The sequence below is a fragment of the Pseudomonas sp. MOIL14HWK12:I1 genome (genome assembly GCF_000510705.1).
GTDB classification, from domain to species: domain Bacteria; phylum Pseudomonadota; class Gammaproteobacteria; order Pseudomonadales; family Pseudomonadaceae; genus Chryseomonas; species Chryseomonas oryzihabitans.
Genome location: NZ_KI783308.1, coordinates 15,156 through 39,285, shown reverse-complemented (window position 1 = coordinate 39,285; position 24,130 = coordinate 15,156). Strand labels below are relative to the sequence as shown.

General features: G+C 66.6%; 20 protein-coding genes and 1 tRNA gene. 13 read left to right on the top strand and 8 right to left on the bottom strand.

Annotated elements, in window-relative coordinates:
* Window position 1: 1 nt before the first annotated feature.
* Window positions 2-1,045, bottom strand: a complete 1,044-nt coding sequence (gene queA, locus PSEK12I1_RS0117865; protein WP_027602460.1) for a tRNA preQ1(34) S-adenosylmethionine ribosyltransferase-isomerase QueA — start codon at window positions 1,043-1,045, stop codon at window positions 2-4.
* A gap of 106 nt (window positions 1,046-1,151) precedes the next feature.
* Here queA and PSEK12I1_RS0117860 point away from each other — a divergent pair.
* A tRNA-Leu gene (locus PSEK12I1_RS0117860) sits at window positions 1,152-1,236 on the top strand.
* A gap of 108 nt (window positions 1,237-1,344) precedes the next feature.
* Here PSEK12I1_RS0117860 and PSEK12I1_RS0117855 read toward each other — a convergent pair.
* Entirely contained in the window at window positions 1,345-1,674 is a 330-nt protein-coding gene (locus PSEK12I1_RS0117855; protein WP_027602459.1) for a DHCW motif cupin fold protein, read from the bottom strand.
* 416 nt (window positions 1,675-2,090) lie between these two features.
* On the opposite strand from PSEK12I1_RS0117855, the gene PSEK12I1_RS23925 reads away from it, so the two are divergent.
* Window positions 2,091-2,435, top strand: a complete 345-nt coding sequence (locus PSEK12I1_RS23925) for a hypothetical protein (protein ID WP_177323766.1) — start codon at window positions 2,091-2,093, stop codon at window positions 2,433-2,435.
* Window positions 2,436-2,657: 222 nt separating this feature from the next.
* Window positions 2,658-2,978, top strand: a complete 321-nt coding sequence (locus tag PSEK12I1_RS0117835; RefSeq protein ID WP_007162970.1) for a hypothetical protein — start codon at window positions 2,658-2,660, stop codon at window positions 2,976-2,978.
* 19 nt (window positions 2,979-2,997) lie between these two features.
* On the opposite strand, the gene lptG is transcribed toward PSEK12I1_RS0117835, so the two are convergent.
* On the bottom strand, window positions 2,998-4,059 hold the full coding sequence (gene lptG, locus PSEK12I1_RS0117830) for an LPS export ABC transporter permease LptG (RefSeq protein ID WP_007162971.1): 1,062 nt from the start codon (window positions 4,057-4,059) through the stop codon (window positions 2,998-3,000).
* Window positions 4,056-5,168, bottom strand: coding sequence for an LPS export ABC transporter permease LptF (gene lptF / locus PSEK12I1_RS0117825; RefSeq protein WP_027602457.1), 1,113 nt, complete (start codon window positions 5,166-5,168; stop codon window positions 4,056-4,058). The genes lptG and lptF overlap by 4 nt, the downstream gene beginning before the upstream one ends.
* A gap of 171 nt (window positions 5,169-5,339) precedes the next feature.
* On the opposite strand from lptF, the gene PSEK12I1_RS0117820 reads away from it, so the two are divergent.
* The 5 genes from PSEK12I1_RS0117820 (at window position 5,340) to PSEK12I1_RS0117800 (ending at window position 11,115) form a co-directional block, all read left to right on the top strand.
* Window positions 5,340-6,839 carry a leucyl aminopeptidase gene (locus PSEK12I1_RS0117820; protein WP_027602456.1) on the top strand — a complete coding sequence of 500 codons (1,500 nt, stop codon included), beginning with the start codon at window positions 5,340-5,342 and terminating at the stop codon, window positions 6,837-6,839.
* 212 nt (window positions 6,840-7,051) lie between these two features.
* Window positions 7,052-7,480, top strand: a complete 429-nt coding sequence (locus tag PSEK12I1_RS0117815) for a DNA polymerase III subunit chi (RefSeq protein ID WP_027597232.1) — start codon at window positions 7,052-7,054, stop codon at window positions 7,478-7,480.
* 4 nt (window positions 7,481-7,484) lie between these two features.
* The gene (locus PSEK12I1_RS0117810) at window positions 7,485-7,847 is read left to right on the top strand and encodes a hypothetical protein (RefSeq protein ID WP_027602455.1); all 363 of its coding nucleotides are present in this window, start codon (window positions 7,485-7,487) and stop codon (window positions 7,845-7,847) included.
* 87 nt (window positions 7,848-7,934) lie between these two features.
* Window positions 7,935-10,766 carry a valine--tRNA ligase gene (locus PSEK12I1_RS0117805; protein WP_027602454.1) on the top strand — a complete coding sequence of 944 codons (2,832 nt, stop codon included), beginning with the start codon at window positions 7,935-7,937 and terminating at the stop codon, window positions 10,764-10,766.
* 52 nt (window positions 10,767-10,818) lie between these two features.
* Complete coding sequence (locus PSEK12I1_RS0117800) at window positions 10,819-11,115, top strand: helix-turn-helix domain-containing protein (RefSeq protein WP_027602453.1); 297 nt, start codon at window positions 10,819-10,821, stop codon at window positions 11,113-11,115.
* Window positions 11,116-11,118: 3 nt separating this feature from the next.
* On the opposite strand, the gene PSEK12I1_RS0117795 is transcribed toward PSEK12I1_RS0117800, so the two are convergent.
* Window positions 11,119-11,433: an NGG1p interacting factor 3 protein, NIF3 gene (locus PSEK12I1_RS0117795; protein WP_027602452.1), complete on the bottom strand. Its 315-nt coding sequence runs from the start codon at window positions 11,431-11,433 to the stop codon at window positions 11,119-11,121.
* A gap of 169 nt (window positions 11,434-11,602) precedes the next feature.
* Window positions 11,603-15,502, bottom strand: a complete 3,900-nt coding sequence (purL, locus tag PSEK12I1_RS0117790; protein WP_027602451.1) for a phosphoribosylformylglycinamidine synthase — start codon at window positions 15,500-15,502, stop codon at window positions 11,603-11,605.
* A gap of 316 nt (window positions 15,503-15,818) precedes the next feature.
* Here purL and mltF point away from each other — a divergent pair, with 316 nt between their 5' ends.
* Window positions 15,819-17,303, top strand: a complete 1,485-nt coding sequence (gene mltF / locus PSEK12I1_RS0117785) for a membrane-bound lytic murein transglycosylase MltF (RefSeq protein WP_027597238.1) — start codon at window positions 15,819-15,821, stop codon at window positions 17,301-17,303.
* A 445-nt stretch (window positions 17,304-17,748) separates the two neighbouring features.
* Here mltF and tcdA read toward each other — a convergent pair whose 3' ends face one another.
* A complete protein-coding gene (tcdA, locus tag PSEK12I1_RS0117780) occupies window positions 17,749-18,534 on the bottom strand; it encodes a tRNA cyclic N6-threonylcarbamoyladenosine(37) synthase TcdA (protein WP_027602450.1) in 786 nt (261 codons plus the stop codon).
* Window positions 18,535-18,618: 84 nt separating this feature from the next.
* Between tcdA and dapE the strand changes: the two genes are divergently transcribed.
* The 3 genes from dapE to PSEK12I1_RS0117765 are packed head-to-tail and all read left to right on the top strand — an operon-like array spanning window position 18,619 to window position 20,959.
* On the top strand, window positions 18,619-19,761 hold the full coding sequence (gene dapE, locus PSEK12I1_RS0117775; protein WP_027602449.1) for a succinyl-diaminopimelate desuccinylase: 1,143 nt from the start codon (window positions 18,619-18,621) through the stop codon (window positions 19,759-19,761).
* Window positions 19,758-20,570 carry a putative RNA methyltransferase gene (locus PSEK12I1_RS0117770; RefSeq protein WP_027602448.1) on the top strand — a complete coding sequence of 271 codons (813 nt, stop codon included), beginning with the start codon at window positions 19,758-19,760 and terminating at the stop codon, window positions 20,568-20,570. The genes dapE and PSEK12I1_RS0117770 overlap by 4 nt, the downstream gene beginning before the upstream one ends.
* A 5-nt stretch (window positions 20,571-20,575) precedes the next feature.
* Window positions 20,576-20,959 carry a hypothetical protein gene (locus PSEK12I1_RS0117765; protein WP_027602447.1) on the top strand — a complete coding sequence of 128 codons (384 nt, stop codon included), beginning with the start codon at window positions 20,576-20,578 and terminating at the stop codon, window positions 20,957-20,959.
* Between the two features lie 41 nt (window positions 20,960-21,000).
* Here the strand turns inward: PSEK12I1_RS0117765 and PSEK12I1_RS0117760 are convergent, their stop codons facing one another.
* Complete coding sequence (locus PSEK12I1_RS0117760) at window positions 21,001-21,213, bottom strand: cold-shock protein (RefSeq protein WP_027597241.1); 213 nt, start codon at window positions 21,211-21,213, stop codon at window positions 21,001-21,003.
* Window positions 21,214-21,584: 371 nt separating this feature from the next.
* Here PSEK12I1_RS0117760 and plsB point away from each other — a divergent pair, with 371 nt between their 5' ends.
* On the top strand, window positions 21,585-24,095 hold the full coding sequence (plsB, locus tag PSEK12I1_RS0117755; RefSeq protein WP_027602446.1) for a glycerol-3-phosphate 1-O-acyltransferase PlsB: 2,511 nt from the start codon (window positions 21,585-21,587) through the stop codon (window positions 24,093-24,095).
* The last annotated feature ends 35 nt before the right edge of the window (window positions 24,096-24,130 follow it).

Below are 24,130 nucleotides of genomic sequence, written 5' to 3'. Positions count from 1 at the left end.
ATCAGCTCTCCGGGCCCTGGGCCCCGGGATTGCGGGTGATGAACATGGCGTCGCCATAACTGAAGAAGCGATAGCCCTCGGCCACGGCCGTGGCATAGGCGGCCATGGTCTCGCGGTAACCGGCAAAGGCCGACACCAGCATCAGCAGGGTCGACTCGGGCAGGTGGAAGTTGGTCACCAGCGCATCGACCACGTGGAAGGGCCGACCGGGATAGAGAAAGATGTCCGTCTCGCCGGCGAAGGCCTTGAGCTCGCCGTCACGGGCGGCGCTTTCCAGCGAACGCACGCTGGTGGTGCCGACGGCGATCACCCGGCCACCCCGGGCGCGGCAGGCGGCCACGGCATCCACCACGGCCTGGTCGACCTGCAGCCACTCGCGGTGCATGTGGTGGTCTTCGATCCTTTCCACCCGCACCGGCTGGAAGGTGCCGGCACCGACGTGCAGGGTGACGAAGGCGGTCGCCACGCCCTTGGCGCGGATGGCCTCCAGCAGCGGCTCGTCGAAGTGCAGTCCGGCGGTGGGCGCGGCCACGGCGCCGGCATTGCGCGCATAGACGGTCTGGTAGCGCTCGCGATCCTCGGCTTCGTCGGGCCGGTCGATATAGGGCGGCAGCGGCATGTGGCCGACCCGCTCCAGCAGCGGCAGCACCGGCTCGGCGAATTTCAGCTCGAACAGCGCCTCGTGGCGCGCCACCATCTCGGCCTCGGCGCCGCCGTCGATGAGGATGCGGCCGCCCGGTTTGGGCGACTTGCTGGACCGCACATGGGCCAGCACCCGCTCCTCGTCCAGCACCCGCTCCACCAGGATCTCCAGCTTGCCGCCACTGGCCTTCTGGCCGAACAGCCGCGCCGGGATCACCCGGGTGTCGTTGAACACCATCAGGTCGCCGGGCCGCAGATAGCCCAGCAGATCGGCGAAATGGCAATGACTGAGCTCACCGCTGGGGCCGTCGAGCACCAGCAATCGACTGCCGCGGCGCTCGGCCAGCGGATGACGGGCGATGAGGGATTCGGGGAGGTCGAAATGGAAGTCGGCGACGTGCATGGCAGGTAGATCTCGAAAGGCCGCACAGCTTACCGGAAGCGGCCTTTTTCACCAACGCACTTTGGATTGACCGGGCCTGCCCGCGTCCCTATACTCCGCCGCCATTGCCCCGGTGGCGGAACCGGTAGACGCGGCGGATTCAAAATCCGTTTCCGAAAGGAGTGGGAGTTCGAGTCTCCCCCGGGGCACCAAGCTGTACCTTCCAGGCCTTCTCCGTGTTGGCTGGAGGCCGAAGAAACCGCCCCTTGAGGCGGTTTTTTTGTGCCTGGGGCGCCCGGGTTGCGGCCTCGAGACGAGCCTCAGTCCACGATGAATAATCTGGCGCCAATCGCGGTAGAGGATCTGTGGGCCTCGGCATTGTCGGCCACTTGGTAGCTCATGCCAGCGGTCAAGGTGAAGACGCGACCATCGACCAGCTCGGTATCCAATCGACCGTCCAGGCACAGCAGGATGTGCCCCTTGCTGCACCAGTGATCGGCAAGGTAACTCTCACTGTACTCGACCATGCGGACTCGTATTGCCCCAAACTGGCAGGTACGCCAAACAGCCGAGCCGGTCGTTCCCGCATGGACTACAGGTTCGATTGTCGACCAATCAGTGATTCCGAATGGAATGTCGCTCAGTTGCATGACGGCCTCTATCAGGACAGGAGGGGTATGGTACCCGGGCAGCAAGACGGTCAATTCATACAGATTGGCCGAATTTGCGAGATACGCAGCCTTGGAGGGTCTCCACTCGCTGCGCCTTCTGTACCTTTACGAATGCGCCGCCCCGTTGATCAGGCACGCTCTTGATCACCCCACTCCCGCTTTCATCATGAGGAAGGATGCCTGTTGAAGTTGAAATGGATATTGCTTGGCCTCGCACTGCTACTGTCCGGCTGCAGTCACTACAGTGATGCCGGCCCGATCTGCGAGCCGAGTCCGCTGAGCGGTGAGGACTGCCAGAAGCGGCAGCCGGTCGGGAATTACCTGATGGACAAGTATCACGAATGGGAACGCTACCAGTAGGCTCGCATTCTCGATCTGTTTAGCGAGGGCTAGGTATGAGGCGAACCGCACCACTGCTGATCGTCCTGTTGCTTGGACTGCAAGGCTGCGCCGTACAGCAACCGGCCCAGCCAGCCGGTGCAGCTATCGACCTGGATCGCTCGCCCAGCTGGACCCTGCAGGCCCGGTTGCACAGTGCGCTCTATGGCTGCGAATTGCTGGTGCTGCACGGCAACAACGCCCGCCTGGCGGGCGAGCTGGGGCGCTTGGCGGACTTTCGCCAGCGGCTGAACAGCTGCCAGACCCAGGCCGCTGCCGAAGAAAAGCAGGCTACGGGCCAGTTACCCACCGGCCAAGATCGCCTGCTGCGCAATGCGCAGAAGGCCTACCTGGCCGCCTGACAGCGCTATCTGGCCGGACTCACCATCGATCATCCGGCCGATCTGCAGCAGAAGCAGTCTTATCTTGAGGCGCGGTCAGCGCTGCTCGAGGTGGCGTCAAAACGCCCGGACATCCGCGCCGAGCCCGGCAAACGACCGAATAGCCAGCTGACAACCGGCAGCTGAAACCCGAGGGCAAAGCATGCAATAGTAAGACATCGATACGGACGCGAGATCTTGCGCATGGAAACGCTCTCCCCTCTCTCCCAGGTGGCGGTCAAGGACCTGGAAACGGCCCAGACCCCCGCTCGCTTCTCCACCGCCTTCATCGAGCGCCTGCTCTCGCGTTGCGAGACGCGCATGGACGAGATGGAAGCCTGCCCCGACATGAGCGCGGATCTGCGCCTGATCCACATGCAGAACGTCGATCTGCTGGTGCGTACCGTGGTGGGCGAATGCCGCCATCGGGATCAGATCCGCCGCGTGCAGCGAATCCTGAGCTTCTGCGAAGCCCACGCCGGCTGGCTGCAGCCGCAACCGGTCGTGAGCAAAGGCGCCGCCTAGCGGACAGCGCCGCCGGGCCCTAGCCGGCCCGGCGCAGCAACAGCACCCCGGCCACGGCGCAGAGCAGCGCCGGTGCCAGCACGGCCAGCAGCGGCGAGAAGCCGAACACCAGGCTGGACGGCCCCAGCAGATCCTGGAAGATCCGCAGGGCGAAGCCGATGATCACCCCGGTGAAGATCCGCTGTCCCAGGGTCACCGAGCGCAGCGGGCCGAAGATGAAGGAGATCGCCATCAGCACCAGGGCGGCGGTCACCAGCGGCTGGAAGATCTTCGACCAGAACGCCAGCCAGTAGCTTTTGTTGCTCAGCCCCTGATCGGCCAGGTAGTGGATGTACCACCACAGCCCGGAGATCGACAGCGCATCCGGCTCCATGATCACGGTGTCGAGCACCTGCGGGGTCAGCTCGACGTTCCAGGTGACCTTGGGCTCCTGGCGCACGCTGGTCTGGCGATTGCCGAAGTCGGTGATGCTGACGTTTTCCAGCTCCCAGTGATCGCCGCGATAGATGCCGCGCTGGGCGAAGCTGGATTGCAGCAGGTGGCGATTGTCGTCGAATTCGTAGCGCGTCACGCCCAGGAGCAGGCCATTGGGCTGCACCGCGTTGACGTGAGTGTATTCGTGTCCCTGACGATGCCAGAGACCGTGGCGCGAACTCTGTGCCTTGCCGGCGCTCTGGGCCAGGGCCCGCCCGCTCTGCGCCAGGTTTTCCGACCAGGGCGCCACGTACTCGCCGATCAGGATGCCGGCGATGAGCAGCACGAACATCGGCTTCATCACCGCCCAGACGATGCGCCCCAGGGAGACGCCAGCGGCACGCATCACGATCAGTTCGCTGCTGCTGGCCAGGGTGCCCAGGCCGATCAGGCAGCCGATCAGCGCGGCCATAGGCAGCATCTCGTAGGCCCGGCGCGGCGTGGTGAGCAGGACGAACTTGAGCGCCTCGGCGACGCCGTAGTTGTCGTCGAAGTCGCCGAGCTGGTCGATGAAGGCGAACAGCAGGGCCAGACCGACGATCACCCCCAGTACCGCGAGGATGCTGACGAAGACGGTGCGACCTATGTACCAGTCGAGCTTGTTCATGCCGCCACCTCCGGCTTGTGACCGCGCAGACGCGCCTTGAGCGGTTCCCAGAAGGCAAGCAGCAGGCCGAGTACCAGGAACAGCAGGTGCACGCCCCACAGCCCGATAGCCGGCGGCAGGCGGCCCTTGTCCAGGGCGCCACGGGCGGCGATCAGCAGCGACAGATAGGCCATGTACAGCAGGATCGCCGGCAGCAGCTTGAGGAAGCGGCCTTGGCGCGGATTGACCTTGGCCAGGGGCACGGCGATGAGGGTGACGATGAAGACCAGGATCGGCAGCGACAGCCGCCACTGCAGCTCGCCGCGGTACTGCAGGTCGTTGCTGCGCATCAGCTCGCCGGTGGTGACGGCATCACGCTCGCTGATGTCCTCGCTGACCGCGGGCTTGGGCAGGAGCACACCGTAGGTGTCGTACTGCACCGCCCGGTAGTCGGCCTGGCCCGGCACGCCGTCGTAGCGGAAGCCGTTCTGCAGGATCAGGTAGCGACTGCCGTCCGGGTGGATTTCCTGCCGGCCGGTGTCGGCCACCAGCACGCCCACGCCACGATCCTTGCCGCCGGCGGTGGAGGTGTTGCGCTCGGAGATGAAGACCCCGCCCAGCTGGCTGCGATCCGCCGACAGGCGCTCGGTGTAGGTGACCCGCGAGTTGTCCCTCAGGGACTGGAAGCGACCCGGCTCGAGGGTATCGAACTCGGTCATGGCATCCTGCTGGTTGAGGATGGTGGTGACCTTCTGCACGCCCAGGGGCGCCAGCGACAGACTCAGCCAGGCGACGATCAGGGCGACCACCGCGGCCGGGGCCATGCTGTAGGCCAGCAGGCGGCGCGGACTCATACCGGTGGCGGTGAGCACGGTCATCTCGCTGTCCAGGTACAGCCGACCATAGGCCAGCAGGAAGCCGAGAAACAGGCCCAGCGGCAGGATCAGCTGCAGGAAGCCGGGGATGCGATAGGCCATGATGAGCAGGAGCACGCCCGGATCCAGCAGGCCCTGGGCCGCCTGGGCCAGGTACTTGATGAAGCGGCCGCTCATGATGATCACCAGCAGCACGGCACTGACCGCACCGAGGGTGGTGAGAACTTCTCGAGACAGATAGCGGAAGACGATCAAACAGGATTCTCCAGGGTTGTCAGGCTCTGGCGCGAACGCTCACACTAGCTCGGCTGCATGGCTTGCGTTGCAAGGCCCACCCGTTGAAGGCCGATCGCCGGGAAAGGCCCTGGCGAAAGCCCCGCATTATATCCTGCGAACTCATGTGTTTGTCTTGGGGAGCTTCTCCTAATGGAATTCGTCGTCAAAAACGCTCGTCCGGAAACCCTGAAAACCGCCACGCTGGTCGTGGCCGTCGGTGAAGGCGGTGCGCTCGACGCAGCGGCCAGCGCCGTGGACGCCGCCACCTCCGGCGCCCTGAGCGCGGCGGTCAAGCGCGGCGACATCGCCGGCAAGGCCGGCCAGACCCTGCTGCTGACCAATCTGCCCGGCATCAAGGCCGAGCGCGTGCTGCTGGTGGGTAGCGGCGCCAGCGAAGGGCTGTCCGACCGCCAGTACCGCAAGCTGGCCAGCGGCGCCCTGGGCGTGCTCAAGAGCCTGGGCGGCAGCGACGCCGCCATCGCCCTGGGCGATGTGCCGGTCAAGAATCGCGACGGCTATGCCCGTCTGCGCCTGCTGGCCGAGACCCTGGCCGATGGCGACTACGTCTTCGATCGCTTCAAGAGCAAGAAGGCCGAGCCGCGGCCGCTGAAGAAGCTGACCCTGGTCACCACCAAGGCCTCCCAGCCGGAAGCCGAGCGCGCCCTGGCCCATGCCCTGGCGATCACCCACGGCACCGCCTACGCCAAGGACTTCGGCAACCTGCCGCCAAACGTCTGCAACCCGGTCTATGTGGCCGATCAGGCCAAGGCCCTGGGCAAGCAGTTCAAGGACGCCGGGCTCTCCGTCGAGGTGCTCGACGAGAAGAAGATGCGCGAACTGGGCATGGGCTCCTTCCTCGCCGTGGCCCAGGGCAGCGCCCAGCCGCCGCGCCTGGTGGTGCTGCAGTACAAGGGCGGCGCCAAGAATGCCCAGCCCTATACCCTGGTCGGCAAGGGCATCACCTTCGACACCGGCGGCATCAGCATCAAGCCCAGCGCCGGCATGGACGAGATGAAGTACGACATGTGCGGCGCCGCCAGCGTCCTGGGCACCTTCCGCGCCCTCATGGAACTCAAGCCGGCGATCAACGTGGTCGGCCTCCTGGCCCTGGCCGAGAACATGCCCAGCGGCACCGCCACCCGTCCGGGTGACATCGTCACCAGCATGAGCGGCCAGACCATCGAGATCCTCAACACCGACGCCGAAGGCCGGCTGGTGCTGTGCGACACCCTCACATACGCCGAGCGCTTCCAGCCCAAGGCGGTGATCGACATCGCCACCCTGACCGGCGCCTGCATCACCGCCCTGGGTTCGCTGGTCTCGGGCCTGATGGGCAACGACGACGCCCTGATCGACCAGGTCAAGCAGGCCGGCGATCGCGCCGACGACCGCGTCTGGCAACTGCCGCTGCACGACGAGTACCAGGAGCAGCTGGACAGCCCCTTCGCCGACATGGCCAACATCGGCGGCCCCAAGGCCGGCACCATCACCGCCGGTTGCTTCCTGGCGCGCTATGCCAAGGCCTATCCCTGGGTCCACCTGGACGTGGCCGGTACCGCCTGGATCAGCGGCGGCAAGGACAAGGCCGCCACCGGTCGCCCGGTCCCGCTGCTGGTGCAGTATCTGCTCGACCGCACCGCCGAGGCCTAAGCACCTGTTCAAAGTCTGCTGCGCGTCGGCCAAACGGCGTTGAAAAGACCTTCGGAATGCTCATTTACGTTTTGTAAACTCCGCTTCCTCAGGTCTTTTCGCCTTGTTTGGCTCTAGCTCGCGAGACTTTGAACACGTGCTAACGCCTATAGAGGCCGCGACGCCACTGCGTCGCGGCCTTGTCGTTTCCCTCCCCTTCTTCGTGATCCGCCATGACCCGTGTCGACTTCTATGTTCTGCCTTCCACCGATCCTGCGGCACGGCTGGCCTTTGCCTGTCGGCTGGTGGACAAGGCCTGGAAGCAGGGCATGCCGGTCTATGTGCACTGCGCCGACGCCGAGCAGCGCCAGCGCCTGGACGAGCAGCTGTGGGCGTTCCGTCCCGACAGCTTCGTTCCCCACGATCTGGCGGAGAACGCCAGCGACAGCCCCGTGGTGCTGGGTCTGACCACGCCCGCCGAGCAGCAAGGCGAGCTGCTGATCAACCTCAGCCTGGCCCCGCCGCCCTGCCATGCGGGTTTCGCCCGGATCGCCGAAGTGGTCGTCGAAGCCCCCGAAGTGCGCCAGGCGATGCGCGAAGGTTTTCGCTTCTACCGCAAGCTTGGCTATGCTCTACAGGACCATCAGCTGTCACGTGTCTGATTTCATGACCAGCACCAAGCCTCCCGCGCACGTCCTGCAAGACCTCGAAGCCATCCGCCAGGTGCTCGACAAGAGCCGCAGCGCGGTCCATCCGAGCAGCGTCGATGGCATCCCCATCCTCTCCGACGTCATCGCCCCCAGCGCCGAGCGGCTCAAGGCCATCCCGCCGCTGCTCGACCAGATCGTGCCGGACGTCATCGAGGACGTGACGCCCAGCGCGCCCCACGAAGACCTGGCCCAGGTGCGTCTGCGCCAGGAAGCGCCGGCCATCCTCCAGGAACTGCTCGACGAGCAGTTGCCGCGCCTGGAAGCCGAACTGCAGCGCCGCCTGCAGCAGCGCCTGGAAGAATTGCTGCAGCGTCCCTGAGCCCGGGGCGCCAAGGCGCCCTGCCGTCGGCGGGCCGGAGTCGCTATACTCGGAGGCTTTCCTCTTCCAGCGACAAAAGCCCCCTCCATGGACAAGACCTACCAGCCGCACGCCATCGAAACCTCCTGGTACCAGACCTGGGAACGCCAGGGCTATTTCGCGCCCCAGGGGTCGGGCGAGCCCTACACCATCATGATCCCGCCGCCGAACGTGACCGGCAGCCTGCACATGGGCCATGGCTTCAACAACGCCATCATGGACGCCCTGATCCGTTTCCGCCGCATGCAGGGCCGCAACACCCTCTGGCAGCCGGGCACCGACCATGCCGGCATCGCCACCCAGATGTTGGTGGAGCGCCGCATCGGCGCCGAGGGCCTGTCGCGCCATGACCTGGGCCGGGAGAAATTCCTGGAGAAGGTCTGGGAATGGAAGAACGAATCCGGTGGCAACATCAGCCGGCAGATCCGCCGCCTGGGCTCCTCGGTGGACTGGTCGCGCGAGCGCTTCACCATGGATGACGGCCTCTCTGAGGCGGTCAAGGAAGCCTTCGTGCGCCTGCACGAGGACGGCCTGATCTATCGCGGCAAGCGCCTGGTCAACTGGGACACCAAGCTGCACACCGCCATTTCCGACTTGGAAGTGGAAAGCCATGACGAGAAGGGCCACCTCTGGCACCTGCGCTATCCGCTGGCCGATGGCGCCCGTACCGCCGAGGGCATGGACCATCTGGTGGTCGCCACCACCCGTCCCGAGACCCTGCTGGGTGACGCCGCCGTGGCCGTGCACCCGGAAGACCCACGCTACAAGGACCTGATCGGCCAGTATGTCGAGCTGCCCCTGGTCGGCCGGCGCATCCCCATCGTCGGCGACGACTACTGCGACCCCGAATTCGGCACCGGCTGCGTCAAGATCACCCCGGCCCACGACTTCAACGACTATGAAGTCGGCAAGCGACACAACCTGCCGCTGATCAACGTCTTCGACGCCGATGCGGCAGTGCTGCCCGGCGCCCAGGTGTTCAATCTGGACGGCAGCGTCAACGGCATGTTCGATGCCACCCTCCCCGCCGCCTACGCCGGTCTGGACCGCTTCGAGGCGCGCAAGCGCATCGTCGCCGACCTGGACGCCGCCGGGCGCCTGGAAAAGATCGAGGACCACGCGCTCAAGGTGCCCAAGGGCGACCGCTCCGGCACCGTGATCGAACCCTGGCTGACCGACCAGTGGTACGTCTCCACCAAGCCCCTGGCCGACAAGGCCATCGCCGTGGTCGAGAGCGGCGAGGTGCAATTCGTGCCCAAGCAGTACGAGAACATGTACTTCAGCTGGATGCGCGACATCCAGGACTGGTGCATCAGCCGCCAGCTCTGGTGGGGCCACCGCATTCCCGCCTGGTACGACCAGGCCGGCAACGTCTACGTCGGTCGCGACGAGGCCGAGGTGCGTGCCAAGCACAACCTGGGTGACATCGCCCTGCGCCAGGACGACGACGTCCTGGACACCTGGTTTAGCTCCGGCCTGTGGACCTTCTCCACCCTCGGCTGGCCCGAGCAGACCGAGGCGCTCAAGACCTTCCACCCCACCGACGTGCTGGTCACCGGCTTCGACATCATCTTCTTCTGGGTCGCCCGGATGATCATGCTGTCCACCCACCTGACCGGGCAGATCCCGTTCAAGACCGTCTACGTCCATGGCCTGGTGCGCGACGGCCAGGGCCAGAAGATGTCCAAGTCCAAGGGCAACGTGCTCGATCCGCTGGACATCGTCGACGGCATCGACCTGGATACCCTGCTGCAGAAGCGCACCAGCGGCCTGATGCAGCCCAAGCTGGCCGAAAAGATCGCCAAGCAGACCCGCGCCGAATTCCCGGACGGCATCGCCAGCTACGGCACCGACGCCCTGAGATTCACCTTCTGCTCCCTGGCCACCACCGGTCGCGACATCAAGTTCGACATGGGTCGCGTCGAGGGCTATCGCAACTTCTGCAACAAGCTGTGGAACGCGGCGAACTTCGTCATGGAGAACGTCGAGGGCCAGGATACCGGCGTCAACGACGAACCCGTCGAGCTGTCCTCGGTGGATCGCTGGATCATCTCCCAGCTGCAGCGCACCGAGGCCGAGGTGACCCGTCAGCTCGACGCCTTCCGCTTCGACCTGGCCACCCAGGCGCTCTACGAATTCGTCTGGGACGAGTACTGCGCCTGGTACCTGGAGCTGGTCAAGCCGGTGCTGTGGGACGAGAACGCCTCCCTCGAACGCCAGCGCGGCACCCGCCGCACCCTGGCGCGGGTGCTGGAAGTGGTGCTGCGCCTGGCGCACCCCTTCATGCCCTTCATCACCGAAGAAATCTGGCAGCGCCTCAAGGCGCCGGCCGGCGTCCAGGGCGAGACCCTGATGCTGCAACCCTGGCCGGTGGCCAACGAGGCGCGCATCGATGCCGCCGCCGAAGGCGACATCGAGTGGGTCAAGGCGCTGATGCTGGGCGTGCGGCAGATCCGTGGCGAGATGAAGATCTCCATGGCCAAGCGCATCGACATCATCGTCGCCAACGCCAGTGCCGAGGACCAGCGCCGCCTGGCCGATTTCGAGCCGCTGCTGAACAAGCTGGCCAAGCTGGAATCGGTCCGCGTGCTGGCCGCCGGTGAGGAAGCGCCGATGTCCGCCACCACCCTGGTCGGCGAGATGGAAGTGCTGGTGCCCATGGCCGGCCTGATCGACAAGGACGCGGAACTGGCGCGTCTGGACAAGGAGATCGGCCGCCTGGAAGGCGAGGTCAAGCGCGTCGGCGGCAAGCTGAGTAACGAAGGCTTCGTCGCCAAGGCCCCGGCCGAGGTGCTGGAGAAGGAACGCGCCAAACTGGCCGAGGCCGAGCAGGCCCTGGCCAAGCTGGTGGACCAGCGGCAGCGCATCGCCACCCTCTGATGCCCCTGAAGCCCACCCTCGCGGTGGGCTTTTTATTGCCAGGACGATTCTCATGGACGTGAGCAAGACCAAGACCAGCTTCTATCGCCGGCTCTATGTGGCCTGGCTGGTGGCCAGTGGCACCGCCACCAGCGTACCGGCCCTGATGGCCGCCACCGGCATGCCGCGGCGCACGGCCCAGGACACCCTGCTGGCCCTGGCCGATCTGGATATCGACTGCCAGTTCGTGCAGGGCGAAGGCGCCCGCAACAATGCCGGCGGCTATGAGATTCGCGACTGGGGCGCGGTGGACCCGCGCTGGATCGAGCGTGAGCTGGCGCGGATCAAGACGGTCCTGGGCTATCCCTGAACCCTAGACATCCAGCACCTGCACCACGTCATAGGCCGGCGTCTCATAGGGGTGCGCCGCCTTGAGCGCCGCCACGGCCTGGCGGGCGATCGGCTCGTCGGCCAGCACCAGCTCCACCCGCCATTCCTCCAGTTGTTCGAGACTGCCCTGCTCGCCCAGGTGCGGCTGGCTGCCCGCTAGCGGACGGAATTGGCCGAGGCCCCGGACCTGCCAGCAGCAGCTGTCATAGCGGCCGATGCGACCGCCGCCCACGGCGAAGATCGCCTGCTTGACGGTTTCCAGGTGGGAGTCGGGGACGTAGAAGCAGAGTTTGAGCATGGAAGGCGCTCTCGGGCTGGGCGGCCCTCACCCCAGCCCTCTCCCTGAGGGAGAGGGGGTAAGAGCGCAGCGGCGGACGCCTGGTGGCTCGCCGTCGGTTTGGAAAAAGGGCGTATGAGCCAGGCTCACCCGACCGCAGGTCGAGCAAGCCTGGCCAGGCGCCGAACCCTCAATCCACCCAGACCCGCGCGTTGCGGAACAGGCGCATCCAGCCACCGTCCTCGCCCTGCCAGTCGGCCGGGATCCAGGAGTTCTGCACGGCGCGGAAGCAGCGCTCGGGGTGCGGCATCATCAAGAGCACGCGACCGTCCTGGCTGGACAGACCGGTAATACCCAGCGGCGAGCCGTTGGGGTTGGCCGGATAGGTCTCGGTGACCTTGCTGTGACCATCGACATAGCGCAGCGCCACCGTACCGGAGACGTCAGCCGCGACCAGCGCCTGCTGATTGGGGTACTCGGCGAAGCCTTCGCCGTGGGCGATGGCGATGGGCAGCCGCGACCCGGCCATGCCGGCGAGGAACAGCGACGGCGAATCCTGCACCTGGACCATGGCCACCCGCGCCTCGAACTGCTCGGAGCGGTTGCGCACGAAGCGCGGCCAGAATTCGCTGCCGGGCACCAGCTCGCGCAGGTTGGCGACCATCTGGCAGCCGTTGCACACGCCCAGGGTGAAGGTATCGGTGCGCTCGAAGAACTGCTGGAAGCCGTCACGGGCGCGGGCGTTGAACAGGATCGACTTGGCCCAGCCACCGCCGGCGCCGAGGACGTCGCCATAGGAGAAGCCGCCACAGGCCACCACACCCTTGAAGTCCGCCAGGTCGATGCGCCCGGAGAGGATGTCGCTCATGTGCACGTCGATGGCGGCGAAACCGGCGCGATCGAAGGCCGCACCCATCTCCACCTGACCGTTGACGCCCTGCTCGCGCAGGATGGCGACCTGCGGCCGCACGCCCTTCTTGATGTAGGGGGCGCAGATGTCTTCGTTGGGGTCATAGGCCAGCTTGGCCGACAGCCCCGGATGATCCTCTTCCAGCAGGGCATCGAATTCCTGCTGGGCGCACTCGGCGTTGTCGCGCAGGCGCTGGATCTGGAAGCTGGTCTCACTCCAGACGCGCTGCAGCATGCGCCGTTCGGCCCGGTAGAGGTGCTCGTCGTGGTAGTGGATGTTGATCTCGTAGCCGTTGACCGGGTTGCCGATCACCGCCACGCAGTCTTCCAGACCGGCCGCGCTGAACTGGGCCAGCACTTCATGGGTGAAGTCCTGGGGCACCTGGATGACGGCGCCCAGTTCTTCGGCGAACAGCGCACGGGTCAGCTCGTCACGGTCGGCGGCCAGGGCATCCAGGCGCAGGGCCAGGCCGCAGTGACCGGCGAAGGCCATTTCCACCAGGGTGGTGATGAGGCCGCCGTCGGAACGGTCGTGGTAGGCCAGCAGCAGGCCGTCCTGGTTGAGGCCCTGGATCACGGCGAAGAAGGCTTTGAGGTCTTCGGCTTCGTCGACGTCGGGAGCCTGCTGGCCGAGCTTGCCGTGGGTCTGGGCGAGGATGGAGCCGCCCAGGCGATTCTGGCCGCGACCCAGGTCGATCAGGATCAGGTCGGTCTGGCCCTTGTCCAGGCGCAGCTGCGGGGTCAGGGTGCGGCGGATGTCCTGCACCGGGGCGAAGCCGGTGATCACCAGCGACAGCGGCGCGGTGACGCTCTTGTCTTCGCCGCCGTCCTGCCAGCGGGTCTTCATGGACATGGAGTCCTTGCCGACCGGGATGGTGATGCCCAGCTGCGGGCACAGCTCCATGCCCACCGCCTTGACGGTTTCATAGAGGCGCGCGTCTTCGCCCGGGTGGCCGGCAGCGGCCATCCAGTTGGCGGAAAGCTTGATGTCGCCGAGCTTCTCGATCCGCGCGGCGGCCAGGTTGGTGATGGTCTCGCCAATGGCCATGCGGCCGGAAGCGGGCGCGTCGAGCAGCGCCAGCGGGGTGCGCTCGCCCATGGCCATGGCTTCGCCGGTGTGGACGTCGAAGCTGGTGGCGGTCACGGCGCAGTCGGCCACCGGCACCTGCCAGGGGCCGACCATCTGGTCGCGGGCGACCAGGCCGGTGATGGTGCGGTCGCCGATGGTGATCAGGAAGCTCTTGCTGGCCACGGCCGGGTGACGCAGGACGCGCTCCACCGACTCGGTCAGGTCCAAGCCGGCGCCGTCGAAGGCGTCGCCCAGTTCGGCTTCACGGGTCGCGCTGCGGTGCATGCGCGGCGGCTTGCCGAGCAGGACGTCCAGCGGCATGTCCACGGCGTTGTTGCCGAAGTGGCTGTCGGCCACGGTCAGCTGGCGCTCCTCGGTGGCCTCGCCGACCACGGCGAAGGGGCAGCGCTCGCGTTCGCAGATGGCCTTGAAGGTCTCGAAGTTCTGGGCGTCCACGGAGAGCACGTAGCGCTCCTGGGACTCGTTGCACCAGATCTCCAGCGGGCTCATGCCCGGCTCGTCGTTGGGCACGTTGCGCAGTTCGAAACGACCGCCGCGACCGGCATCGTTGACCAGCTCGGGGAAGGCATTGGACAGACCGCCCGCACCCACGTCGTGGATGAAGGTGATGGGGTTGTTTTCACCCAGCTGCCAGCAGCGGTCGATGACCTCCTGGCAGCGGCGCTCCATTTCCGGGTTCTCGCGCTGCACCGAGGCGAAATCCAGGTCGGCGGAGCTGGCGCCGGTGGACATGGACGAGGCCGCGCCACCACCCAGGCCGATCAGCATGGCCGGGCCGCCCAGCACGATGAGCTTGCCGCCCACCGAGATGTCGCCCTTCTGCACGTGGTCGGCGCGGATGTTGCCCAGGCCGCCGGCGAGCATGATCGGCTTGTGGTAGCCACGCACCTCGGGACCGCGGGGGGTCTCGACCTGCTGTTCGAAGGTACGGAAGTAGCCGGCCAGGGCCGGACGCCCGAATTCGTTGTTGAAGGCGGCGCCGCCGAGCGGGCCTTCGATCATGATGTCCAGCGGGGTGACGATGCGCTCGGGCTTGCCGTAGGGCTGTTCCCAGGGCTGCTCGAAACCGGGGATGTTCAGGTTGGAGACGGTGAAGCCGGTCAGGCCCGCCTTGGGCTTGGAGCCGCGACCGGTGGCGCCTTCGTCGCGGATCTCGCCGCCGGAGCCGGTCGAGGCGCCAGGGAAGGGAGCGATGGCGGTCGGGTGGTTGTGGGTCTCCACCTTCATCAGGATGTGCACGGGTTGGCTGTGCGCGCCGTATTCGCGGGACTCGGCGTCGGGGTAGAAGCGCCCGGCGGTGAAGCCTTCCATGACCGCGGCGTTGTCCTTGTAGGCGGACAGCACGCCGGTGCGGTTCATCTCGTAGGTATTCTTGATCATGCCGAACAGGGACTTCTCCTGGCTCTCGCCGTCGATGTCCCAGCTGGCGTTGAAGATCTTGTGCCGGCAGTGCTCGGAGTTGGCCTGGGCGAACATCATGAGTTCGACGTCGTGGGGATTGCGCCCCAGGGCGGTGAAGCTCTTGACCAGGTAGTCGATCTCGTCTTCGGCCAGGGCCAGGCCCAGCTCCAGGTTGGCCTGCTCCAGGGCCGCGCGACCGCCGCCGAGCACGTCCACCGCGGTGAGCGGCTTGGGCGTGGCATGGCTGAAGATGTCGGCGGCGGCGTCCAGGGTCGGCAGCACGCGTTGGGTCATGCGGTCATGCAGGGCCGAGGCCAGTTGCGCATGGGCGGCGGCGTCCAGCTCGCCGGCGACATAGTAGGCCACGCCGCGCTCCAGGCGCTCGATCTGCGCCAGGCCACAGTTGTGGGCGATGTCGGTGGCCTTGCTCGACCAGGGCGAGATGGTGCCCAGACGGGGCACGGTGAGGAACAGCGCGCCGCTGGGTTCCTGCTGGGGGACGCTGGGGCCGTATTGCAGCAGTCGGCCGAGGATGCCCTCTTCCTCCGCGCTCAGGGTGCCGGCGACTTCGGCGAAATGAACGAACTCGGCATAGAGCCCGGAGACACCGGGAACCAGGCGAGTCAGCTGGTCGAGAAGTTTGCCGTGACGGAACGAAGAAAGAGCGGGAGCGCCGCGCAGGATCAGCATCGGGGACAGCCTCGGGGCCAAGTCACTTTGGGGCCGTGCATTCTAGCCTAAAGGCGCGCCGGGGACACCTTCCGGCGACGAGGGTTCATCCAGCCTTACCACCACCCTTGTATGTATAAAATGGGCGCTTTGCCACTTCTCGCGTATACTGCCCGCCGATACGGCCTGCCGCGCCCCATGGACGCGGCTCCACATTGGGCTCAGGATAGAGCCTTTGGCCGGACCGGTGGCGCGGAGCGTCCCGACTATAACGAGTGCCCGGAGGGGCCGACCGATGAGGCGCGTCAGCAAGGCGCCAGTGCCGTTTTGATGCCGTATGGCCGAGCTAGCCCATTTGAATAAAGCCTTCAAGCGATTCGCCTGGCTTACCCTGCCCTTTCTCGCCTTGCTCATGAGCTGCGGGGAAGCGGACGTGCCTGCGCCGCCCAAGCCGACCGCGCTGGAGCAGGTGCAGCAGGCAGGTGTCCTGCGCGTAGTGACGCGCAACAGTCCGGCGACCTATTTCCAGGACCGTAACGGCGAGACCGGCTTCGAATACGAACTGGTCAAGGGCTTTGCCGAATCGCTCAAGGTGCGCCTGGAAATCAGCACCGCCGACAACCTCGACGACCTCTTCAATCGCCTGACCGCGCCGGACGGCCCGGTGATCGCCGCCGCCGGCCTCACGCCCTCGGTCAATCGCCAGAATCTGAAATTCTCCCGCAGCTATCTGGACGTGGTGCCCCAGGTCATCTACCGCAACGGCACCGTCCGCCCCAGCACCCCCAAGGACATGGTCGGCAAGCGCATCCTGGTGCTCAAGGGCAGCAGCCAGGCCCAGCAACTCAGGGCGCTGCAGGCCCAGGTGCCTGAGCTCACCTTCGACGAGTCCGATCAGGTGGAGGTCAGCGATCTCTTGCGCATGGTCGACGAAGGCCAGATCGACCTGACCCTGGTGGATTCCAACGAACTGGCCATGAACCAGGTCTATTTCCCCAACGTGCGAGTGGCCTTCGACCTCGGCGACAACCAGGGCCAGGCCTGGGCGCTGCAACCCGGCGAGGACAACAGCCTGCTCGACGCGGTCAACGCCTACCTCGACAAGGTCCGCCGCGACGGCACCCTGCAGCAGCTCAAGGAGCGCTACTACGGCCACGTCGACGTGCTCGGCTACGTGGGCGCCTACACCTTCGCCCAGCACCTGCAGGAACGCCTGCCCAAGTACGAGAAACACTTTCGCAAGGTGGCGCAGAAGCATCAGCTGGACTGGCGCCTGCTCGCCGCCATGGGCTACCAGGAATCGCTGTGGACGCCGGATGCCACCTCCAAGACCGGGGTGCGCGGCCTGATGATGCTGACCAACAACACCGCCCAGGCCATGGGCGTGTCCAATCGCCTGGATCCCGAGCAGAGCATCACCGGCGGTGCCAAGTACTTCGACCAGATCCGCGACGAGTTGCCCGACAGCATCAACGAACCGGATCGCACCTGGTTCGCCCTGGCCACCTACAACATCGGCATCGCCCACATCCTCGACGCCCGCCGCCTGGCCGAATCCCAGGGCCTGGATCCGGATCGCTGGCTGGACGTGAAGAAGATGCTGCCGCGCCTGGCGCAGAAGCAGTGGTATAGCAAGACCCGCTACGGCTACGCCCGCGGCGGCGAAACGGTGGAATTCGTGCAGAACGTGCGCCGTTACTACGACATCCTCACCTGGACCACCCAGCCGCAGATGGAAGGCCAGCAACTGGCCAAGACCGGCCTCCACGTCCCTGCCATCGCCGACGACCGCCCCGCCCGGGAAACGCCGCAGGATATGTAAAGAGAGACGTACCGTCGTCCGTCCGATGCGCCATTACCGTCCCCTCTCCCTCGGGGAGAGGGCTGGGGTGAGGGCTGACTCGCTCGAAACCTCGTAGCGTGGAAAACCGCTCAGCGTTTTCCACTGGCACCCCGGCACCTCCCGCGTGGACAAGGCTGCGCCGTTGTCCACCCTACCTAGCTGAGGCGTGCCGTTGTCTAAGCCGATGCGTCGGTACCACCCCCTCTCCCTCGGGGAGAGGGCTGGGGTGAGGGCAGACTCGCTCGAAACCTCGTAGCGTGGAAAACCGCGCAGCGTTTTCCACTGGCACCCCGGCACCTCCCGCGTGGACAAGGCTGCGCCGTTGTCCACCCTACGCGCCCGCGGGCGCCTTCACGCCCGACATGGCCGGCTCGATCGGGGCACCGTTGGGCTTCGCTGCGCTCAACCCAACCGACGAAAAGCGCTATTTCTTCGGCTTCTGGATCAGCTTGTCCACGGCGCGGGCGGCGGCGACCATGCCGAAGGTGGCGGTCACCATCATCACCGCGCCGAAGCCGCCGGCGCAGTCCAGGCGGACGCCTTCGCCGACGAAACTCTTCTGCTGGCAGACGCTGCCGTCCGGCTTGGGATAGCGCAGTTGCTCGGTGGAAAAGACGCAGGGCACGCTGTAGTGGCGACTGGGATTGCGCGAGAAGCCGTAGTCGCGGCGCAGCAGCGAGCGGACCCGCGAGGCCAGGGGGTCGTTGTAGGTGCGATTGAGGTCGACCACCTGGATCTGGGTGGGGTCGATCTGGCCGCCGGCGCCGCCGGTGGTGACGATGGCGATCTTGCGCCTCTTGCACCAGGCGATCAGCGCCGCCTTGGAGGCCACGCTGTCGATGCAGTCCAGCACCAGGTCGAGCTCTTCAGTGATGTAGTCGGCCATGGTCTCGCGGGTGACGAAGTCTGCCACCGCCTTGACCTGGCAGGCCGGATTGATGGCCTGGATGCGTTCGGCCATCACCGTGACCTTGGGCCGCCCCACCTGGCCTTCCAGCGCATGCACCTGGCGATTGGTGTTGCTGACGCAGACGTCGTCCAGATCGAACAGGCTGATCTGGCCGACGCCGCTGCGGGCCAGGGCCTCGGCAGCCCAGGAGCCCACCCCGCCGATGCCGACCACGGCGACATGACTGGCGGCCAGGCGCTCGACGGCCTCCTGCCCATAGAGCCGGGCGATCCCGCCGAAGCGTTGTTCATCGAACGTCATGAAGGCTTTCCACAAAAGCCACAGTATAGGTTTTCCTTTACCATACCGCTCCCCCTGAACCCTAGCCGCCTCCCGGGACCCGCCATGACCACCGCCCTCACCCCCACCCTGGAACTCGCCTGCGACCTCATCGGCCGGGCCTCGGTCACGCCGCTGGACGAAGGCTGCCAGGCCCTGATGATGCAGCGCCTGGAGCGCCTGGGCTTCGCCCTCGAACCCCTGCGCATCGAAGAGGTGGACAACTTCTGGGCGCGGCGTGGCGGCGCGGGTCCGGTGCTGTGCTTCGCCGGGCACACCGACGTGGTGCCCACCGGCCCCCTGGAGGCCTGGCAGCAGGCCCCCTTCAATGCCCACGTGGATGCCGACGGCATGCTGCGCGGCCGCGGCGCCGCCGACATGAAGGGCAGCCTGGCGAGCATGATCATCGCCGTGGAGCGCTTCGTCGCCGACCACCCGGACCATCGCGGCGCCATCGCCTTCCTCATCACCAGTGACGAGGAAGGCCCCGCCCTGCACGGCACCCGTGCCGTGGTCGAGCGCCTGCGCGAGCGCGGCGAACGACTGGACTGGTGCATCGTCGGCGAACCCTCCAGCACCCGGCTGCTGGGCGACGTGGTCAAGAACGGGCGTCGCGGCTCGCTCAACGGTCGCCTGACGGTGGGCGGCAAGCAGGGCCACGTGGCCTATCCGCACCTGGCGCGCAACCCCATTCACTTGGCCGCCCAGGCGCTGGCGGATCTGGCCGCCGAACAGTGGGACGCGGGCAACGCCTTCTTCCCGCCCACCAGCTTCCAGATCTCCAACGTCAATTCCGGCACCGGCGCCGGCAACGTGGTGCCGGGCGAGTTGCAGGCGCTGTTCAACTTCCGCTTCTCCACCGAATCCACCGTGGAGGGCCTGCAGGCCCGCGTCGAGGCCATCCTCGATCGCCACGGCCTGGACTGGCACATCGACTGGTCGCTGTCCGGCCTGCCCTTCCTCACCGAGCCGGGCGACCTGCTCGACGCCGTCTCGGCCAGCGTGGAAGCCGTCACCGGCTACCGCCCCGAAGCCTCCACCAGCGGCGGCACCTCGGACGGTCGCTTCATCGCCACCCTGGGCGCCCAGGTGGTGGAACTGGGTCCGGTCAACGCCACCATCCACCAGGTGGACGAGCACGTGCTGGCCAGCGACCTGGATCTACTGACCGAGGTGTACTACGGCACCCTGGTGCGGTTGCTGGCATGAAGCTGATCTGTCCGCTCTGCCAAGCCCCGCTGGCCGAACTCGAGGGTGGCGTCGGGTGCGCCGCCGGTCATAGATTCGACCGTGCCCGCCAGGGCTATCTGAACCTCCTGCCGGTGCAGCACAAGAAGAGTCTGGACCCGGGCGACAACGCCGCCATGGTCGAGGCCCGCCGACGCTTTCTCGATGCCGGTCACTATGCGCCCCTGGCCGAGCGCCTGGCGCACCTGGCCGCCGAACGCGCGCCCCAGCGCTGGATCGACGTGGGCTGCGGCGAAGGCTTCTATACCGCGCGCCTGGCCCAGGCGCTGCCTGCGGCCGACGGCTATGCCCTGGACATCTCCCGCGAGGCGGTGCGCCGCGCCTGCCGGCGTACCCCGGCCCTGACCTGGCTGGTGGCGAGCATGGCGCGCCTGCCGCTGCCGGACGCCAGTTGCCAGCTGCTGGCCAGTGTCTTCAGCCCCGTCGACTGGGCCGAAGCCCAGCGCGTGCTGGCACCCGGCGGCGGCATCCTGCGCCTGGGTCCGGCCAACGCCCACCTGCTGGAGCTGCGCCAGCGGCTCTATGACGAGGTGCGCGACTATGCCGAAGACAAGCACCTGCAGGATCTGCCGGAGGGCCTGGAACTGGCCCACAGTGAGGGGCTCGAATTCGTGCTGCCGCTGGCCGAACGCCAGACCCGTGAAGACCTGCTGGCCATGACCCCCCACGGTTGGCGCGTCAACGCCGAACGCCGGGAGCGGGTCCTCGCCGAGCCCTTCGAGGTGCGGGTGGCAGTACGTTACGATTGGATCGTCAAATCCGGAGCCTAAGCCCCATGCGCCAGCCCGATATCGAAATCTATCTCAAGGACGTCGACCAGGACGCCGTCTCGGCCTGGCTCGAACAGGTGTTCGCCATGCCCTGCGCCTGGCAGGCGCGTGGGCAGACCTTCAAGTGCACCCTGCGCTATGGCGGCGAGTCCATTCCGGTCACCTGGCTGCCGAAGGCGGTGGGCAAATGGCACAGCCTGCTGCTGGAAAGCGATGTATCGCCCTGGGTGGACGATCTGGCCTGTGCCCGCGATGCCCAGGCGGCCCTGCAGGTGCAGGTGCGCTGCGCGCCAAGTGGCTGGAGCGAGGAAGAAGAGGAAGAAGCCGCCGATCGCTGGCTGAAGGTGACGGAGGCGGGCGTCGAAGAGATCGTCTGGCGCACCGAGTGAACTGAAGGTGCGAGGAGCCTTGCGCTCCTCGCACAGCGGGCCTAGACCCGGGCCACGTCTTCGGCTTGCAGGCCCTTCTGGCCCTCGACCACCGAGAACTCCACCTGCTGGCCTTCGGTCAGGGAGCGGTGGCCTTCACCACGGATGGCGCGGTAGTGAACGAACACGTCGGCACCGCCCTCGCGTTGAATGAATCCATATCCCTTGGCGTCATTGAACCACTTGACGGTCCCGGTTTCGCGTTGCTCACCCATCACATCTCTCCGAAGCTTTCTGGATTTCCTATCCCCGCTCGCCACAGCCTAGGCGACCGGGTTGCCTTTTGGTATCGGTACAGATCGCGCATCGGATCGGTCGCCAGGCTGGCAGCCCGGGTCCGACCACTGGCAACAACTTGCCGACACCTTATGAAGCATGGCTTTCCCGGCAAAAGCAACGTTCTTTACGCAAAGTGCCATCACGGCTGGAAGCCGCGCCAGCGCCGGGTTTTCGACGATTTAAGCGGCATTTTTTCGACAGCGGGGACAAGGCGCCGACTGCCGGGTCGAAGTCAGAACAACACGGGCGGTTTTACGCCCGCCAGGCCATCCGGCACACTGCCGCCCCGTCATTCCGGTAGCCCTCCATGACCCGTTCGCCGCTGCGCCTTCTGGCCTTCTCGCTGCTCAAGCGCCTGCTCTATCTCTGGGTTCGCTCCGAGACCACCCAGGCGGCCAGTCTGCTCAGCCGCATCAATCCCGCCAAGCCGGTGCTCTATGTCCTCCCCGAAGCCTCGCTGAGCGATCTGGCGGTGCTCGACCGCGAGTGCCGCAAGGCCGGGCTGCCGCGACCACTGCGCCCGCTGGTGCTGGGCAGCAAGACCGAGCCACTGGCCTACTTCAACGCCACCGGCAAGGCCAACTGGCGCGGGCGCCCGGCGCGGCGCTCGGTGCCCCCTACCCTGCGCCGGGTGGTCACCGCGGTAACCGAGCAGCAGCTGGCGGACGTCCAGCTGGTGCCGGTTAGCGTCTTCTGGGGCCAGTCGCCGGATCGTGAGACCAGTCCCTGGAAACTGCTCTGGGCGGACAACTGGGTGGTGACCGGCCGGCTGCGCAAGCTGGCGCGCATCCTGGTGCTGGGCCGGCTGACCCGAGTGCAATTCTCCAAGCCGCTGTCCCTGGGCGAATTGGCCAGCCAGCGCCCCGATCCGCAACGCCTGGAGCGTCTGGTGATGCGCCGGCTGCGCATCCACTTCCGCAACGTGCGCCAGGCGGTGATCGGTCCGGACCTGTCGCACCGGCGCACCCTGCTGCGCGGCCTGCTGCGGGCACCCCAGGTGCGGGCGACCATCGCCCACGAGATCGCCCAGCGCAAGGCCACTCCCGGGCGCATCGAAGACGAGGCGGCGCACTATGCCCGGGAGATCGCCTCGGACTTCTCCTATCCGGTGGTGCGCTGCCTGGACGTCGGTCTGCGCTGGTTCTGGAACAGCATCTACGATGGCGTCACGGTCAGCCACATCGAGCGGATCCAGGAGATGGCGCCCGGTCATACCGTGGTCTACGTCCCCTGCCACCGCAGCCACATCGACTACCTGCTGCTCTCCTACCTGCTGTTCCAGAACGGCCTGACCCCGCCGCACATCGCCGCCGGCATCAACCTGGACATGCCGGTGGTGGGCAACATCCTGAGACGCGGCGGTGCCTTCTTCATGAGGCGCAGTTTCAAGGGCAATGCCCTCTATGCGGCGGTGTTCAACGAGTATCTGCACAGCCTGTTCAGCCGTGGCTTCTCCACCGAGTACTTCGTCGAGGGCGGTCGCTCGCGGACCGGCCGCACCCTGCAGCCACGCACCGGCATGCTGGCCATGACCCTGCGCAGCTTCCTGCGCGACTCGCGGCGGCCCATCGTCTTCGTGCCGGTGTACATCGGCTACGAGAAGGTCTTCGAGGGTCGCACCTACCTTGGTGAACTGCGCGGCGCGGCCAAGAAGAAGGAATCCATCTTCGACCTGGTCAAGGTCTTCGGCGCCCTGCGCCAGCGCTTCGGCCGGGTCTGGGTCAACTTCGGCGAGCCCATCCCGCTGCAGAGCTTTCTCGATGCCCGCCGTCCAGGCTGGCGCGACGAACCCCTGGGCGAAGACCTGAAGCCCACCTGGTTCAATTCGGTCACCCACGAACTGGGCGAGCGGGTGGTGCGCCGCATCAATGCCGCGGCGGCCGTCACCCCGGTCAACCTAGTGGCCCTGGCGCTGCTCTCGACCCATCGCCAGGCCCTCGACGAAGGCGCCCTGGTGCGCGCCATCGACCTCTATCTGGATCTGCTGAAACGGGTCCCCTACTCCACCAGCGTCACCCTGCCCGAGGGCGACGGCCAGGCGATCATCGAAGAGGTGCGCGCCCTCGGCTTCCTCTCCGAGCAGCAGGACGCCCTGGGGCGCATCCTCTACCTGGACGAGCAGAACGCGGTGCTGATGACCTACTACCGCAACAACGTCCTGCACCTCTTCGCCATCCCGGCGCTGATCGCCAGCTTCTTCCAGAACACCGGGCGCATGACCCGCGAGCTGATCCATAGATTCGCCCTGGCGCTCTATCCCTATCTGCAGGCCGAGCTGTTCATCCACTGGGAGCGCGAGGAGCTGCCGCTGGTGCTGGACGGCTGGCTGGAGGCCATGGTGGAGCGCGGCCTGCTGCGTATCGAGGACGACGTCTTCGTGCGCGCGGCGCCCAGCTCGCGGCAGTTCGTCCGCCTCACCCTGCTGGCGCGGGCCATCCTGCAGACCCTGCAGCGCTACTACATGACCACCGCGCTGATCCTCAACCACGGGCAGAACAGCCTGACCGCGCCGCAGCTGGAAGAACTCTGCACGGTGATGGCCCAGCGGCTGTCGGTGCTGCATGGCCTCAATGCGCCGGAATTCTTCGACAAGTCGCTGTTCCGCCACTTCATCCAGACGCTGCTGGCGGAAGGGGTGCTGCGCAAGGCCGACGACGGCACCCTGGGCCACCATGAACTGCTTGGTGAACTGGCCGAGGGTGCGGGCAAGCGGGTGCTGCCGGCGGAGATTCGCCTGTCGATCCGCCAGGTGGCCCTGGATCGGCCCGAGGCCCCGGACCTGCCGGAAGCCGAATCCCCTGTGCCCGCCGGCAACTAAGCCAGCATCCATGGGTCACAGCAGTCGATTTCAGT

What these genes read in the sequence shown, in the direction of transcription:
- queA (WP_027602460.1), bottom strand. Translation starts at nt 1,045, where the DNA reads ATGCACGTCGCCGACTTCCATTTCGACCTCCCCGAATCCCTCATCGCC.
- PSEK12I1_RS0117855 (WP_027602459.1), bottom strand. Translation starts at nt 1,674, where the DNA reads ATGCAACTGAGCGACATTCCATTCGGAATCACTGATTGGTCGACAATC.
- PSEK12I1_RS23925 (WP_177323766.1), top strand. Translation starts at nt 2,091, where the DNA reads ATGAGGCGAACCGCACCACTGCTGATCGTCCTGTTGCTTGGACTGCAA.
- PSEK12I1_RS0117835 (WP_007162970.1), top strand. Translation starts at nt 2,658, where the DNA reads ATGGAAACGCTCTCCCCTCTCTCCCAGGTGGCGGTCAAGGACCTGGAA.
- lptG (WP_007162971.1), bottom strand. Translation starts at nt 4,059, where the DNA reads ATGAACAAGCTCGACTGGTACATAGGTCGCACCGTCTTCGTCAGCATC.
- PSEK12I1_RS0117820 (WP_027602456.1), top strand. Translation starts at nt 5,340, where the DNA reads ATGGAATTCGTCGTCAAAAACGCTCGTCCGGAAACCCTGAAAACCGCC.
- PSEK12I1_RS0117815 (WP_027597232.1), top strand. Translation starts at nt 7,052, where the DNA reads ATGACCCGTGTCGACTTCTATGTTCTGCCTTCCACCGATCCTGCGGCA.
- PSEK12I1_RS0117810 (WP_027602455.1), top strand. Translation starts at nt 7,485, where the DNA reads ATGACCAGCACCAAGCCTCCCGCGCACGTCCTGCAAGACCTCGAAGCC.
- PSEK12I1_RS0117805 (WP_027602454.1), top strand. Translation starts at nt 7,935, where the DNA reads ATGGACAAGACCTACCAGCCGCACGCCATCGAAACCTCCTGGTACCAG.
- PSEK12I1_RS0117800 (WP_027602453.1), top strand. Translation starts at nt 10,819, where the DNA reads ATGGACGTGAGCAAGACCAAGACCAGCTTCTATCGCCGGCTCTATGTG.
- PSEK12I1_RS0117795 (WP_027602452.1), bottom strand. Translation starts at nt 11,433, where the DNA reads ATGCTCAAACTCTGCTTCTACGTCCCCGACTCCCACCTGGAAACCGTC.
- purL (WP_027602451.1), bottom strand. Translation starts at nt 15,502, where the DNA reads ATGCTGATCCTGCGCGGCGCTCCCGCTCTTTCTTCGTTCCGTCACGGC.
- mltF (WP_027597238.1), top strand. Translation starts at nt 15,819, where the DNA reads ATGGCCGAGCTAGCCCATTTGAATAAAGCCTTCAAGCGATTCGCCTGG.
- tcdA (WP_027602450.1), bottom strand. Translation starts at nt 18,534, where the DNA reads ATGACGTTCGATGAACAACGCTTCGGCGGGATCGCCCGGCTCTATGGG.
- dapE (WP_027602449.1), top strand. Translation starts at nt 18,619, where the DNA reads ATGACCACCGCCCTCACCCCCACCCTGGAACTCGCCTGCGACCTCATC.
- PSEK12I1_RS0117770 (WP_027602448.1), top strand. Translation starts at nt 19,758, where the DNA reads ATGAAGCTGATCTGTCCGCTCTGCCAAGCCCCGCTGGCCGAACTCGAG.
- PSEK12I1_RS0117765 (WP_027602447.1), top strand. Translation starts at nt 20,576, where the DNA reads ATGCGCCAGCCCGATATCGAAATCTATCTCAAGGACGTCGACCAGGAC.
- PSEK12I1_RS0117760 (WP_027597241.1), bottom strand. Translation starts at nt 21,213, where the DNA reads ATGGGTGAGCAACGCGAAACCGGGACCGTCAAGTGGTTCAATGACGCC.
- plsB (WP_027602446.1), top strand. Translation starts at nt 21,585, where the DNA reads ATGACCCGTTCGCCGCTGCGCCTTCTGGCCTTCTCGCTGCTCAAGCGC.